15 protein-coding genes are annotated in these 12,886 nt (G+C 62.1%); 12 read left to right on the top strand and 3 right to left on the bottom strand.

Annotated elements, in window-relative coordinates:
• The first annotated feature begins 8 nt into the window (after positions 1-8).
• The 4 genes from KHA73_RS19620 to KHA73_RS19605 are packed head-to-tail and all read left to right on the top strand — an operon-like array spanning position 9 to position 3,590.
• Complete coding sequence (locus KHA73_RS19620) at positions 9-1,046, top strand: ABC transporter permease (RefSeq protein WP_234586136.1); 1,038 nt, start codon at positions 9-11, stop codon at positions 1,044-1,046.
• Positions 1,047-1,073: 27 nt separating this feature from the next.
• Complete coding sequence (alsE, locus tag KHA73_RS19615) at positions 1,074-1,745, top strand: D-allulose 6-phosphate 3-epimerase (protein WP_234586135.1); 672 nt, start codon at positions 1,074-1,076, stop codon at positions 1,743-1,745.
• 10 nt (positions 1,746-1,755) lie between these two features.
• Positions 1,756-2,664, top strand: coding sequence for an allose kinase (gene alsK / locus KHA73_RS19610; RefSeq protein ID WP_234586134.1), 909 nt, complete (start codon positions 1,756-1,758; stop codon positions 2,662-2,664).
• Entirely contained in the window at positions 2,661-3,590 is a 930-nt protein-coding gene (locus tag KHA73_RS19605) for a ribokinase (protein ID WP_234586133.1), read from the top strand. Before alsK ends, KHA73_RS19605 begins: the two co-directional genes overlap by 4 nt.
• 41 nt (positions 3,591-3,631) lie before the next feature.
• Here KHA73_RS19605 and KHA73_RS19600 read toward each other — a convergent pair whose 3' ends face one another.
• Positions 3,632-4,240 carry an HD domain-containing protein gene (locus KHA73_RS19600; protein WP_234586132.1) on the bottom strand — a complete coding sequence of 203 codons (609 nt, stop codon included), beginning with the start codon at positions 4,238-4,240 and terminating at the stop codon, positions 3,632-3,634.
• A gap of 183 nt (positions 4,241-4,423) precedes the next feature.
• On the opposite strand from KHA73_RS19600, the gene trhA reads away from it, so the two are divergent.
• Complete coding sequence (trhA, locus tag KHA73_RS19595) at positions 4,424-5,098, top strand: PAQR family membrane homeostasis protein TrhA (protein ID WP_234586131.1); 675 nt, start codon at positions 4,424-4,426, stop codon at positions 5,096-5,098.
• A 140-nt stretch (positions 5,099-5,238) separates the two neighbouring features.
• A complete protein-coding gene (locus KHA73_RS19590; protein WP_234586130.1) occupies positions 5,239-5,736 on the top strand; it encodes a DUF2165 family protein in 498 nt (165 codons plus the stop codon).
• A gap of 36 nt (positions 5,737-5,772) precedes the next feature.
• Here the strand turns inward: KHA73_RS19590 and ygfZ are convergent, their stop codons facing one another.
• Entirely contained in the window at positions 5,773-6,765 is a 993-nt protein-coding gene (gene ygfZ / locus KHA73_RS19585; protein WP_234586129.1) for a tRNA-modifying protein YgfZ, read from the bottom strand.
• 323 nt (positions 6,766-7,088) lie between these two features.
• On the opposite strand from ygfZ, the gene sdhE reads away from it, so the two are divergent.
• From sdhE to creD, 5 genes are all read left to right on the top strand, one after another.
• Positions 7,089-7,355: an FAD assembly factor SdhE gene (sdhE, locus tag KHA73_RS19580; RefSeq protein ID WP_234586128.1), complete on the top strand. Its 267-nt coding sequence runs from the start codon at positions 7,089-7,091 to the stop codon at positions 7,353-7,355.
• Positions 7,336-7,758, top strand: coding sequence for a protein YgfX (locus KHA73_RS19575; protein WP_234586127.1), 423 nt, complete (start codon positions 7,336-7,338; stop codon positions 7,756-7,758). The genes sdhE and KHA73_RS19575 overlap by 20 nt, the downstream gene beginning before the upstream one ends.
• Positions 7,758-8,453, top strand: a complete 696-nt coding sequence (gene creB, locus KHA73_RS19570) for a two-component system response regulator CreB (protein ID WP_234586126.1) — start codon at positions 7,758-7,760, stop codon at positions 8,451-8,453. The genes KHA73_RS19575 and creB overlap by 1 nt, the downstream gene beginning before the upstream one ends.
• Positions 8,450-9,868 (top strand): two-component system sensor histidine kinase CreC, encoded by a 1,419-nt coding sequence (creC, locus tag KHA73_RS19565; protein ID WP_234586124.1) that lies wholly within the window; start codon positions 8,450-8,452, stop codon positions 9,866-9,868. Before creB ends, creC begins: the two co-directional genes overlap by 4 nt.
• Before the next feature lie 83 nt (positions 9,869-9,951).
• Positions 9,952-11,319 (top strand): cell envelope integrity protein CreD, encoded by a 1,368-nt coding sequence (gene creD, locus KHA73_RS19560; RefSeq protein WP_234586122.1) that lies wholly within the window; start codon positions 9,952-9,954, stop codon positions 11,317-11,319.
• 36 nt (positions 11,320-11,355) lie between these two features.
• Here the strand turns inward: creD and fldB are convergent, their stop codons facing one another.
• Entirely contained in the window at positions 11,356-11,874 is a 519-nt protein-coding gene (gene fldB, locus KHA73_RS19555; protein ID WP_234586120.1) for a flavodoxin FldB, read from the bottom strand.
• A gap of 106 nt (positions 11,875-11,980) precedes the next feature.
• Between fldB and xerD the strand changes: the two genes are divergently transcribed.
• On the top strand, positions 11,981-12,880 hold the full coding sequence (gene xerD / locus KHA73_RS19550; protein ID WP_234586118.1) for a site-specific tyrosine recombinase XerD: 900 nt from the start codon (positions 11,981-11,983) through the stop codon (positions 12,878-12,880).
• Positions 12,881-12,886: the final 6 nt, after the last annotated feature.

Here is a 12,886-nt window from a genome sequence, read left to right as displayed (position 1 = left end):
AGCGCCTGATGTTCAACAACCTGAAATTTCGCCCGGACGGCGCCGCCGTCGGCCTGTTGGCGCTGCTGCTGGCGGTGGTGCTGGCGTTCAGCCTGCTGATGCCGGGGCGCTTCTTCAGCGCCGCCACCTTCACCAGCGTGGCGTTTCAGCTGCCGGAGCTGGGCCTGCTGACGCTGGCGATGTTCATCCCGATCCTCAGCGGCGGCCTGAACCTGTGCATTATCGCCAGCGCCAACCTGACCAGCCTGCTGATGGCCTGGCTGTTGATCCGCTTTCTGCCGCCGGACGCCGGGCTGGCGCTGCAGGCGCTGTGGCTGGCATTGGCGCTGGCGGCGGCGATGCTGTTGGGGGGGCTGATCGGCGCGGCGACCGGCGCGCTGGTGGCCTATGTCGGCGCACACCCGATCCTGGTGACGCTGGCCACCATGACCACCGTCAACGGCATCGGCATCTACCTGACGCGCGGCGCGGCGCTGAGCGGCATGCCGGATATCGTGCGCTTTATCGGCGCCGAAAGCCTGCTCGGCATCCCGGTGCCGCTGATGATTTTCCTGCTGACCGCCGCACTGCTGGCGCTGTTTCTGCAGAAAACCCGGCTCGGCAAATGCATCTACATGAGCGGCAGCAATATCAACGCCACCCACTTCAGCGGAGTCAACACCCGCCGGGTGCTGATCGCCATCTACAGCCTCTCCAGCCTGCTGTGCGTCATTGCCGGGCTGGTGATGATGGCGCGCTTCAACTCGGCGCGCATGGGCTACGGCGATTCTTACCTGCTGTTGACGGTGCTGGCGATCATCCTGGGCGGCACCGATCCGTTCGGCGGCTTCGGGCGGGTCAGCGGCGTGGTGCTGGCGTTGATCGTATTGCAGGTGATCTCTACCGGTCTGAACCTGATGAACGTCAGCCCGCACTTCAGCCTGGCGATGTGGGGCGCGGTATTGATAACCGTCTTGGCGATTAAATTCTTCCGTAACCACTACCGGCAGCGGCGGGCGGTGCGCCGCAGCGCGGCGAAGGCCAGGGCGGCGGTGGGCAACTCATAACTTTTACCTTTGTGCAGGATAACGCTAATGAAATACCAGATTTCCCCCTCACTGATGTGCATGAACCTGATGGATATCCGCCAGCAGCTGGCGGTGCTGAACCGCCGCGCCGACATGCTGCACATCGATATCATGGACGGCCACTACGTTAAGAACATTACCCTGTCGCCGTTTTTTATCGAACAGATCCGCCCGCACACTCCGCTGGTGCTGGACGTGCACCTGATGGTGGAAAACCCGACCGATTTTATCGAACCCATCGCCCGCGCCGGCGCTGACTTTATCTGCCCGCACGCCGAGACCATCAACCGCGACGCTTTCCGGGTGATCAATCAGATCCGCGCGCTGGGCAAAAAGGTCGGGGTGGTGCTGAACCCGGCGACGCCGGTGGAGTTTATTCGCCACTATATCCACCTGCTGGACAAGGTAACCGTGATGACCGTCGATCCGGGCTATGCCGGGCAACCGTTTATTCCAGAGATGCTGGACAAGATCCGCCAGCTCAGCGATCTGAAGCGGCGGCACGGCTACGGCTACCTGATCGAGATCGACGGATCCTGCAACCAGCGCACCTATCGCGATCTGATGGGCGCCGGCGCCGAGGTGTTGATCGTCGGCAGTTCCGGGCTGTTCAACCTCGATGCGGATCTGGAGGCGGCGTGGGAAAAAATGCTGGATCAAATGCGGCAGGCAGCCTGAGCGGGGAAGTATGATGCACCATTTTCTTGGCGTTGACGTAGGCGGCACCAATACTCGCCTGCTGTTGATGGATGATGCGGGCAATTTCAGCGGCTACCGCAAGGTGGCGACCGCCGGCTGGGCGCAGCACGGCGATCCCCTGGCGGCGCTGGGGGATCTGATCGCCGGCTGCCGGCAGGATCGCCCGCTGGCGCAGGTGATGCTCGGATTGCCGGGGATCCTCAGCCGCGATCGCACGGCGGTGCTGTCGCTGCCGTTTATCCCGGCGCTGGACGGCCGGCCGGTGGCGGCGTTGCTGGCTGAATTGCTGGGGGTGCCGGTGCGAATGGACAAGGACGTCAATCACCTGCTGTGGTGGGATCTGCAGCAGCTGTCGGCGCTGCCGCAGGTGGCGGTGGGGCTGTATCTGGGCACCGGCATGGGCAACAGCCTGTGGCTGGACGGCGATTTTTATCACGGCGCGCACGGCGCCGCCGGCGAACTGGGGCACATCCCCTGGCCGGGCCACCAGGGCGCTTGCCCCTGCGGCAAGCGGGGATGCGTCGAAAGCCTGACCTCCGGCCATTGGCTGACCGGCTGGGCGCGGCAAAACGCGGCAGCAACGCCGTTTGCCCAACTGTTTGAACGCCACGGCGAGCATCCTGAATTGCGGCATTTCGTCGAGCGGCTGGCGCAGGCCATCGCCATCGAGATGAACATTCTCGATCCGCAGCGGCTGATCCTCGGTGGCGGGGTGATCGCCATGGCCGGTTTTCCACTGGCGCGGCTGGAGCAACAGATCCGCTGTCATCTGCGCGGCCCGCAGCCGGCGCAGGGGCTGGCAATATCCGTCAGTCGCATCACCGATGAGACCGGCTGCAAAGGCGCTTGCCTGGCAGCCCGACGCCACTTCCAACCGACCAGGGAGCACAGACAATGAAAGGCAAAGTATGCGTATTCGGTTCGTTCAACCTGGACATCGTCGCCGGCATGGCGCGTTTCCCGCAGCCCGGGGAATCGCTGATCGCCCGCAACAGCATGATGGGCGCGGGCGGCAAGGGCGCCAACCAGGCTACCGCCGCGCTGCGCGCCGGGGCGCGGGTGCATTACATCGGCAAGGTGGGGCGTGATGATTTTGGCAGTTTCGCCCGGCGCCACCTCGCCGGCGCCGGGTTCGACGCGGTGACGCTGTTCTCCACCGGTGAGTGCCCGACCGGCAACGCGCTGATTTACGTGGCGGGGGAGGATGCGGAAAACATGATCGCCGTCGATCCCGGCGCCAACCTGACGTTCAGCGACGAAGAGGTGCGGCAATGTCGGCCGGCGATCGCCGCCGCAGACATTTTGCTGACCCAGCTGGAGAACAACCTGTCGGCGATCGAACAGGTGGTGGCCATCGCCCGCGAGGCGAACACCTTCGTCATCCTCAACCCGGCGCCGTTTCAACCGGTGCCGGACAGCCTGCTGGCGCAGGTTGACCTGCTGACCCCCAACGCCACCGAGTGCACGCTGCTGACCGGTGTGCAGGTGCGGGATCTGGCCTCGGCGCGCCGGGCGGCGCAGGTGTTGCACGCCAAGGGCATCCGGCTGCTGATCGTCACGCTGGGCACCCAGGGCGCGCTGTTTTCCGACGGCGAACGCAGCGAGCCGATCCCGGCGTTTCCGGCGCAGCCGAAAGACACCACCGGCGCCGGTGACGCGTTTAACGGCGCATTGGCGGCGCAGCTGGCGAATAACGTGCCGCTAAGCGATGCGGCGCGCTTTGCGGCGGCCTATGCGGCGGTGTGCGTGGAGCGCGCCGGGGCGGCGGCGTCGATGCCGAGCTATAAGGAGGCGCTGGAACGCCAACGGGCGCCGGTGTCGTAAAGGAAAGGCGGCTGCAGCCGTGGCGCTGCAGCCTGAGGCGATTACTTCAGCCAGCCTTTGCGCTGCGCGTCCTGCAGGTGCTGCAGCAGGTGATGCCACAGCTCGGGGTGGACGTCGGCAATGAGGGTATTGCGTTCCAGCACTTGCTCAAGGCTGATACCGTTTTCCACCCAGCTTTGCCCGCCATTATGCAGGTTCATCAGCATCGGCATGGTGCGGTCCAGCACCAGCGCAAAGCGCGCGTCGGGGGTCTCGGCGTCTTCATATTCCTGCCATAAAGCGGTGAAATACTCGCGTTGGGCTTCCGGCAACATGCCGAACAGCCGGCGCGCCGCCGCCACTTCCTGATCGTGGATCGCCGCGCGGGCCGCCAGATCGTAAACCAGCACGTCACCGGCGTCGATTTCCACGATGTCATGCAGCAGCGCCATCTGGATCACCCGCTGGATGTCCACGCCTTCACCGGCATAGGGCGCCAGGCTGAGCGCGGCGACGGCGAAGTGCCAGCTGTGCTCGGCGGAGTTTTCCTGGCGCTGGGTGCCCAGCACTTTGGTGCGGCGTTGCACGCTTTTCAACTTGTCGATTTCCATCAGGAACTGAACGACCTGGGTCATGGAGCCGAAATCTAACGCGGGTACAGCGGATGACATGGTGTAAACCTCGAAGTAGATGGGTTGAAGCCTGACGATTGTAGACCAGTGGGCAGGGGATTTCGATGGTTACACGCGTTCACAGTTTTATTTTAGCGTACACGTGTACACTGGAATTATTCTCAGTTAAGCTGCTTTGCGTTAATTTCGAACAATGCAGGGCGTTTTGAGGGGTTGTGCTTTATGGGAGAAACGGGCGTAGTGAAAACCGGAACCGAGAAAATTGCCGCCGCGGCCTATCCGTGGGCGGAAGAAATAGCCAACAGCATCAGCCACGGCATCGGGCTGGTGTTCGGCATTGTCGGCCTGGTGCTGCTGCTGGTGCAGGCGGTGGACACCGGTGCCGACGTGACGGCCATCACCAGCTACAGCCTGTACGGCGGCAGCATGATCCTGCTTTATCTTGCTTCCACGCTGTACCATGCCATCCCTCACCAAAAAGCCAAGCACTGGCTGAAAAAATTCGATCACTGCGCTATATACCTTTTGATTGCCGGTACTTACACGCCATTTTTGCTGGTGGGGCTGAATTCGCCGCTGGCCAAGGGCCTGATGGCGGTAATCTGGGGGCTGGCGCTGCTGGGGGTGTTGTTCAAACTGGCTTTTGCCCACCGCTTTGAAGCGTTGTCGCTGGTGACCTATCTGACCATGGGCTGGCTGTCGCTGATCGTGATTTATCAGCTGGCGACGCGGCTGGACATCGGCGGCGTGACCCTGCTGGCGGTGGGTGGAGTGGTCTATACCCTCGGGGTGATTTTCTACGCCTCCAAACGCTTCCGCTTCGGCCACGCCATTTGGCACGGTTTCGTGCTCGGCGGCAGCGTCTGCCACTTTATGGCGATCTATCTGTACGTCTGACCCTTTTCCGCACCGCCGCATATTGAACCAGCGCTTCTTTTCGTTTAAAAAAGAAGCGCTTGCTTCTTTCGGGTATCCAGCAGGCCCGTTCTCTTATTCCTGAGCCCGCAACTCGCGTCATTTCTACAGGACTCATCAATATGATCATACGCTTATCCAAGGCGCTGCTGGTCTGCGCCATCGCGCTGTTCGCCACGCTGGTAGCCTTCGGCAACATCACCGATTACGGCGCCAACTTCGCCTTTGTGCGCCACGTCTTTATGATGGACACGATTTTCCCCGATGCCACCATTGGCTACCGCGCCATACAGTCGCCCTGGCTGCACCACGCCGGCTATCTGCTGATCATCGCGTTGGAAAGCCTGACCGCGCTGCTGTGCTGGCTTGGCGGCCTGCGCCTGCTGCGGGGGATAAAGCTGCCGGCGCGGGCGTTCAACCAACGTAAAACATGGGCGACCGCCGGCCTGACCCTGGGGTTCCTCACCTGGCAGGTCGGGTTTATGTCGATAGGCGGAGAGTGGTTCGGCATGTGGATGTCGCAGCAATGGAACGGCGTGCCCAGCGCATTCCGCTTTTTCGTCACCATTATCTTGGTGCTGATTTATCTGGTGCAGCGCGATGGGGAATTGGACGAGTAAAAAACGGCAGCAGGCGGCGCGCCTGCTGCCGGGGGATTATTTTTCTTCCACCAGCGAATAGGGCAGCGGTTTGATCGCCAGATGGCTGGCGGCGTCATCGCGCACCCGCAGCCTGCTGTCGGCTGCCAGATCGTTATTCATCACCACCTGCACCCACAGCCGGCCGTCGGCCAGTTGGCTGGCGGCCAGCACCGTGCCGGTGCGGCGCCAGTTCTCGCCCAGCTGCAGCTCCAGATCCTCAGCCGCCTGCGGCGTTCGCCCGGCCTTGCCTTCCAGCCAGTACAGCGCGCGTTTGTTGGCGCCGCGGAATTTGGCGCGCGCCACCATTTCCTGGCCGGTGTAACACCCCTTGCTGAAGCTGATGCCCTGCAGCGCCTGCAGGTTGGTGGCCTGCGGGATCAGCTGCGCGCTGTTGGCGCTGTCGATAATCGGGTAACCGGATTCGATATCCAGCGCCAGCCACTGGCCGCTGTCGTTCAGCTGTGCCTGTTCGTGCAGTTTGGCCACCAGCCGTTCGGCCACCGCGGCGGTGGTCACCAGCAGGAAACGCTCAGCCGGCTCGGCGAACTGCAACAGCGTGGTGTCGCCGTCCTGCACCACCGGGTGTTCGGCATCCGGCAGCGCGGTGAAAATGCCCGCCAGCGCGGCGCGCGCCTGGAAACCGGCGATGCCCAGCAGCACCGCGTCGTTATCGGCGGCGATGGTTATCTTGGAGAACACCGCGTACTTTTTGATTTCCGCCAACTGGCTGTCCAGCACGCTGCGGCGTTCCAGATAGGCGAAGCCCTCGCCGCGGTGGAACAGGCGCAGGTTGCTCCACATTTTGCCCTTGGCGTCGCAATGGCCGCACAGCACGTGCTGGTCTGCCGCCAGCGCGTCGATATCCGCCGTCACCTGGCCCTGAAGGTATTTCACCGTGTCCGGCCCGTTCAGCGTCACCAGCGCCCAATCTTCCAGCGAGATCAGGGTCAGGGGCAGATGGGTGGAGGCGGAAGGTTGACGCGGTGGGAATGGGAATTTATACGCCATAGTAAGATCCTGCTTAACGTTTAGCTTACCTGAAGGTGTGTTGACCCCATGGTAAAAGAGGCGGCCGGCTTTGCAAACTGTTATTCACGCCGCGGCCTTCTACAGCGCTTTTTTTGACATTTCGCGCTTTATTGCGTTTTACGCGGAGAACGTCCTTCCCGGCGTGTATGTCAAATTGTTACTCTATAGCCTTGCGGCCAGGGGTAACCCCTTGCAGACAGATCCCTGGCTGATGGAATTATATCGCGACGGCGTTGCCATACACTGTGTCTTTGAACCCTGCGCTGGCGCCGCCACGCTGAAAAGAGGTTAGTCATAACTACATGGATATTAATAACAAAGCACGTATTCACTGGGCCTGCCGCCGCGGCATGCGCGAGCTGGACATCTCCATCATGCCGTTCTTCGAATACGAATACGACCAGCTGAATGACACGGACAAGGCGCTGTTTATCCGCCTGCTGGAGTGTGACGATCCCGATCTGTTCAACTGGCTGATGAATCACGGCGCGCCGCAGGACAGCGAGCTGCAGAGAATGGTGGCCCTGATCCAAACGCGAAATAAAGACCGTGGCCCAGTGGCGATGTGACGTCCGCGTTTCCTGGCGCACCCAGTTATTCTCGCTGCTGACGCATGGCCTGCTGATCCTCCTGATCCTGGTTTCGCCCTGGCCGGAAGGCTTTTGGGTTATCTGGTTGGTGCTGCTGACGCTGGTGGTGTTCCAATGCATCCGTAGCCAGAAGCGCATCGCTGCGGTGCAGGGCGAGTTGCGCCTGCTGGCGGATCGGCGCTTCAGCTGGCACGGCCGCGAGTGGCTGCTGGCGAAAAAGCCCTGGATGCCGGGCTACGGCATGTTGCTGACGCTGCAGCCGATGGAGGGTAAAAAACGCCGTCGTTTGTGGCTGGCTTCAGACAGCATGAGCAAGGAAGAATGGCGGCATCTGCGTCAGCTGCTGCTGTACCCGCCTGCCGGCGATGACGAGGACGCCTGATGAAACCCACGCTCTGGCTGGTGGAAGATGAGCCCAGTATCGCCGATACGCTGATTTACACCCTGGAGAGCGAAGGTTTTCAGGTGCGCTGGTTCGAACGCGGTGAGCCGGCGCTGCAGGCGTTGGCGCAGGGCGCGCCGGCGCTGGCGATCCTCGACGTCGGCCTGCCGGACATCAACGGGTTCGAACTGTGCCGCCGCCTGCTGGCGCAGGCGGAAGATCTGCCTGTCTTATTCCTTACCGCGCGCAGCGATGAGCTCGATCGGCTGATCGGGCTGGAGATCGGCGCCGATGACTATGTGGCCAAACCCTTTTCACCGCGCGAAGTCAGCGCCCGGGTGCGCACCATTTTGCGCCGCCTGCACAAGCAGCAGCGCCTGCAACAGGCCGCGCTATACCACTTTGGCGCCTTTTCGCTGGATGAAGCGGCGGCGACCATTTATTACCACCAACGCCCATTGCCGCTGACCCGCTATGAATTCTTGCTGTTGAAAACCCTGCTGCTGGCGCCCGGGCGGGTATTCTCACGCCAGCAGCTGATGGACAGCGTCTGGGCGCAGGCGGAAGAAAGCCTGGATCGCACCGTCGATACCCATATCAAAACGCTGCGCGCCAAGCTGCGCGCGGTGGACGCCGGCGAGCCGCCGATCCACACCCACCGCGGGCTGGGTTACAGCGTGAGCCGGCAGCCATGAGGATCGGCCTGCGTCTGCTGCTGGGGTATTTCCTGATAGTGGCGGTGGCGGGTTACTTTGTGCTGAGCATTTTTGTGCAGGAAGTAAAGCCCGGCGTGCGGCGCGCCACCGAAGGCACGCTGGTGGATACTGCCAACCTGCTGGCGCAGATTGCGCGGCAGGACATGCAGCGCGGCGATGCGGCCCATGGCCAATTGGCGCAGGCGTTTAGCCAGCTGAACCAGCGGCCAATCGGCGCCAATATCGCCGGCATCCGCAAGGATCGCAGCGAATACCACGTTTATCTCACCGATGCGCGCGGCACGGTGATTTTCGACTCCGCCGGCCAGGCGCTGGGCCGGGATTATTCGCGCTGGAATGACGTTCACCTGACGCTGCGCGGCCAATACGGCGCACGCAGCACGCGCAGCGATCCGCAGGATGAAAACAGCTCGGTGATGTACGTGGCCGCGCCGGTGATGGCGCAGGGGAAAATCATCGGCGTGCTCAGCGTCGGCAAACCCAACAGCACCATGGCGCCGGTGATCAAACGCAGCGAACGGCGCATTTTGTTGGCCGGGGCACTGCTGCTGGGGATCGCGCTGCTGATTGGGCTGGGTTTCGTTTGGTGGATCAGCCGTTCGATTGGCCACCTGGTGCGCTATGCCGACGGCGTGGCGCAGGGGGAGCGCGCGCCGCTGCCCAAAGTGGGCGGCCGCGAGCTGACGCAGCTGGCACAGGCGGTGGAAAGCATGCGCCTGAAGCTGGAAGGCAAGGCCTATATCGAACAGTACGTGCATACCCTCACTCATGAACTGAAAAGCCCGCTGGCGGCGATCCGCGGCGCGGCGGAGCTGCTGCAGGAACTGCCGCCGCCGCAGACCGCGCGGCGTTTTCTGACCAATATCGAACAGCAGAGCGCGCGCATCCAGCAACTGGTGGATAAACTGCTGGTGCAGGCGCGGCTGGAAAGCCGGCCGGAGCTGGATCTGGCGCCGGTGGCGATCGCCGGGCTGGTGCGCCAGAGCCTGGCCGGCAAAGAGGCTCAGGCGGCGCAGCGCGGCGTTCGGCTGCAGCTGGCGGAGCTGCCGGAGGTGACGCTGATCGGCGACGCTCTGCTTATCAGCCAGGCATTGAACAACCTGTTGGAGAATGCGCTCGATTTCACGCCGCCGGGCGGGACGATCGCGGTGCGCGGCGAACGGCGGGAGCAGCATTATCGGATCGACGTTTGCGACGACGGCAGCGGCATTCCCGACTACGCGCTCGACAAAGTCTTTGAACGTTTCTACTCGCTGGCGCGCGCCGATCGGCCGAAAAGCAGCGGCCTGGGCCTGAACTTCGTGCAGGAAGTGGCGCGGCTGCACCGGGGAAGCATCAGCCTGCGCAACCGCCAGCCGCACGGCGTCGCGGCCATCTTCACTTTATCGCTGTGACTTCACCGTCCCTTCACATAGCCACATTTTGAATTCACCTGCGGGTTTTATTCTGGCGCCATTACCTATAAGGAGCGCACAGGATGAAATCGGTACTTTTTTGGAAAATAGCCACGCTGCTGGGGTTGATGATCGTCATGATCGTTCCCGTGGCCCAATTGATGAACGTAATCGAAGAGCGCAGCGGCTATCGCCAGAGCGTGGTCGGGCAGGTGAGCGAAAGCACCAGCCGGGCGCAGCGCATCCTCGGCCCGCTGATCGTCATTCCTTATGTCGAACGGGAAGAGAAGAAAGACGACAAAGGGCAGACGGTGGTGCAGCGGGTGCGCCATCATCGCTATTTGCTGCCGGAGAGTCTGCAGGTGAACGGTGCGCCGAACGTTGAGGTGCGTAAGCTGGGCATTTATAAAACTCAGGTTTATCAGGGGCCGCTGAATGTTAAGGCGCAGTTCGGCCAGCCGGATTTGACGGATTTGCAGCGCAGCAGCGTCACGCTGGAACAGCCGTTCCTGTTGGTGGCGCTGAGCGATTCGCGCGGCATCAAGAGCATCTCTCCGTTGAACGCGGCGCAACCGGTGCCGTTTGAGCCGGGCACCGGCCTCAACCTGTTTCCGCAGGGCATTCATGCGCCGCTGACGCTGGTTGCGCTGCAGAAGGCGGGGCTGAACGCCGACTTCACCCTGACGCTGGCGGGCACCAGCAGCCTGTCGCTGGTGCCGCTGGGCCGCAGCACCGAACTGCGCCTGCAAAGCAACTGGCCGCATCCGAACTTCCTCGGCAATTTCCTGCCGGACGAACGCAAGGTGACGGAGCAGGGCTTCAGCGCGCGCTGGCGCAGCACCTGGTTTGCCAACAACATCAACAGCGCCTTTCACTATGACGATAGCGCTATCGATGAAGACAAGCTGCCGGCCTTCAGCGCCAGCCTGATAGAGCCTGTCGATCACTATCAGCTGACCGAGCGCGCGGTGAAATACGCCGTATTGTTCATCGGGCTGACGTTTATGGCGTTCTTCTTGTTCGAGTCCCTGACCGGGCTGCGGGTGCACCCGATTCAGTATCTGCTGGTTGGCGCGGCGTTGGCGCTGTTCTACCTGATTTTGCTGGCGTTCTCCGAGCACTTTGGCTTCGCCGCCGCCTATCTGCTGGCCAGCGTCGCCTGTAGCGGGCTGATCGCTTTTTACCTCAGCGCGGTGCTGCGCGGCAAACTGCGTGGAACCCTGTTCGCCGCCAGCCTGCTGTCGCTGTATGGGGTGCTGTACCTGCTGCTGCAGTCGGAAGATAACGCGCTGGTGCTGGGGGCGGTGCTGCTGTTCGCCATTCTGGCGGGGATCATGCTGCTGACGCGCAAGCTGGACTGGTATCGGGTCGCCGATCCGGCGCGCCTGGCCGCAGAAGCGCCAGACGGCGACGGCGACGCCGGCGAACAGCGTTTCCGGTTGTGGAAATAAGCGGAGGAGCGGGCGCGGTGCACGCGCCCGGAATGGTTACAGCAGCGGTTCCATCTCCAGCAGGATCTGTTCGCACCACTGCTGCAGGCGATCTTCGCTCATGTCGTATTGATTGACTTCGTCGAGCGCCAGGCCGACAAAGCGTTTGCCGTCGGCGCTCAGCGGTTTGGGGCTGGTGAACTCAAAACCGTCGATCGGCCAGAAGCCGATAAACTGCACCCCAAGCGGCGCTATCCGATCGTGCAGCATGCCCAGCGCGTCGAGGAACCATTCACCGTAACCCAACTGATCGCCCATGCCGTACATGGCGACGATTTTCCCTTTCAGGTCCAGCTCCGCAAGCTGCGGCCAGATGGCTTCCCAGTCTTCCTGCAGTTCGCCGAAGTCCCAGGTCGGGATGCCGAGGATCAGGATGGAATAGTCTTCCATCAGCTTGGGGGAGACGTCTTTCAGGTTGTGCAGGTCGACCAGGTCTTCACCCAGAATCTCACGGATTTTTTCTGCCGCCATCTCGGTGTAGCAGGTGCTGGAGCCGTAAAACAGACCAATCTTCATGTTTAAACCGTTATAGTGCCATTTATAGAATTGCAGCGAGTATACCTGATTTGCCGCCGCTTAAGGCATAATGGCTCAGGTGGAAACGTAACAAAGAGAGGACCGCGTGCAACAGCAGGATCATGCGCTGATTGAGCAATTCCTGGATGCGCTGTGGCTTGAGCGCAATCTGGCGGAAAATACGCTGGCCTCCTATCGGCTGGATTTGCAGGCGCTGGTCGCCTGGCTTAACCATCAGAATACCCCGTTGCTGGAGGCGCAGGCGTTGGATCTGCAGGCGTTTCTCGCCGAACGGGTGGACGGCGGCTATAAGGCCACCAGCTCCGCGCGCCTGCTGAGCGCCATGCGTCGCCTGTTCCAGTACCTGTACCGTGAAAAGCTGCGTGAGGACGATCCGACCGCGCTGCTGGCTTCGCCGAAGCTGCCGCAGCGGTTGCCGAAGGATCTGAGCGAAGCGCAGGTCGATGCCTTGCTGCAGGCGCCCTGTGTCGATCAGCCGCTGGAGCTGCGCGACAAGGCGATGCTCGAGGTGCTGTACGCCACCGGCCTGCGGGTGTCCGAGCTGGTGGGGTTGACCATCAGCGACGTCAGCCTGCGCCAGGGCGTGGTGCGGGTGATCGGCAAAGGCAATAAGGAGCGGCTGGTGCCGCTGGGCGAAGAGGCGGTGTACTGGATAGAAAACTATCTGGAGCATGGCCGCCCGTGGTTGGTCAACGGCCAGGCGCTGGACGTGCTGTTCCCCAGCAACCGCAGCCAGCAAATGACCCGACAGACGTTCTGGCATCGCATCAAACACTATGCGATCCTTGCGGGCATCGACAGCGAGCGATTGTCGCCGCACGTGCTGCGGCACGCATTCGCCACCCATTTGCTGAACCATGGGGCCGATCTTCGTGTCGTACAGATGTTATTGGGGCACAGCGACCTCTCTACCACGCAAATTTATACTCATGTAGCGACCGAACGACTGAAACAGCTACATCAACAGCATCACCCGCGCGCCTGACGCGCC

Source organism: Serratia entomophila, from assembly GCF_021462285.1.
In the GTDB taxonomy this organism is placed as follows: domain Bacteria; phylum Pseudomonadota; class Gammaproteobacteria; order Enterobacterales; family Enterobacteriaceae; genus Serratia; species Serratia entomophila.
Note: the sequence above shows the minus strand (reverse complement) of the source record. Positions and strands in the feature narration are given on the sequence as shown.

Coding starts and splice junctions, on each gene's coding strand:
- KHA73_RS19600 (WP_234586132.1), bottom strand. CDS start 4,240: ATGTCATCCGCTGTACCCGCGTTAGATTTCGGCTCCATGACCCAGGTC.
- KHA73_RS19605 (WP_234586133.1), top strand. CDS start 2,661: ATGAAAGGCAAAGTATGCGTATTCGGTTCGTTCAACCTGGACATCGTC.
- creD (WP_234586122.1), top strand. CDS start 9,952: ATGAAATCGGTACTTTTTTGGAAAATAGCCACGCTGCTGGGGTTGATG.
- KHA73_RS19590 (WP_234586130.1), top strand. CDS start 5,239: ATGATCATACGCTTATCCAAGGCGCTGCTGGTCTGCGCCATCGCGCTG.
- creB (WP_234586126.1), top strand. CDS start 7,758: ATGAAACCCACGCTCTGGCTGGTGGAAGATGAGCCCAGTATCGCCGAT.
- ygfZ (WP_234586129.1), bottom strand. CDS start 6,765: ATGGCGTATAAATTCCCATTCCCACCGCGTCAACCTTCCGCCTCCACC.
- KHA73_RS19620 (WP_234586136.1), top strand. CDS start 9: ATGTTCAACAACCTGAAATTTCGCCCGGACGGCGCCGCCGTCGGCCTG.
- alsK (WP_234586134.1), top strand. CDS start 1,756: ATGATGCACCATTTTCTTGGCGTTGACGTAGGCGGCACCAATACTCGC.
- fldB (WP_234586120.1), bottom strand. CDS start 11,874: ATGAAGATTGGTCTGTTTTACGGCTCCAGCACCTGCTACACCGAGATG.
- creC (WP_234586124.1), top strand. CDS start 8,450: ATGAGGATCGGCCTGCGTCTGCTGCTGGGGTATTTCCTGATAGTGGCG.
- alsE (WP_234586135.1), top strand. CDS start 1,074: ATGAAATACCAGATTTCCCCCTCACTGATGTGCATGAACCTGATGGAT.
- trhA (WP_234586131.1), top strand. CDS start 4,424: ATGGGAGAAACGGGCGTAGTGAAAACCGGAACCGAGAAAATTGCCGCC.
- sdhE (WP_234586128.1), top strand. CDS start 7,089: ATGGATATTAATAACAAAGCACGTATTCACTGGGCCTGCCGCCGCGGC.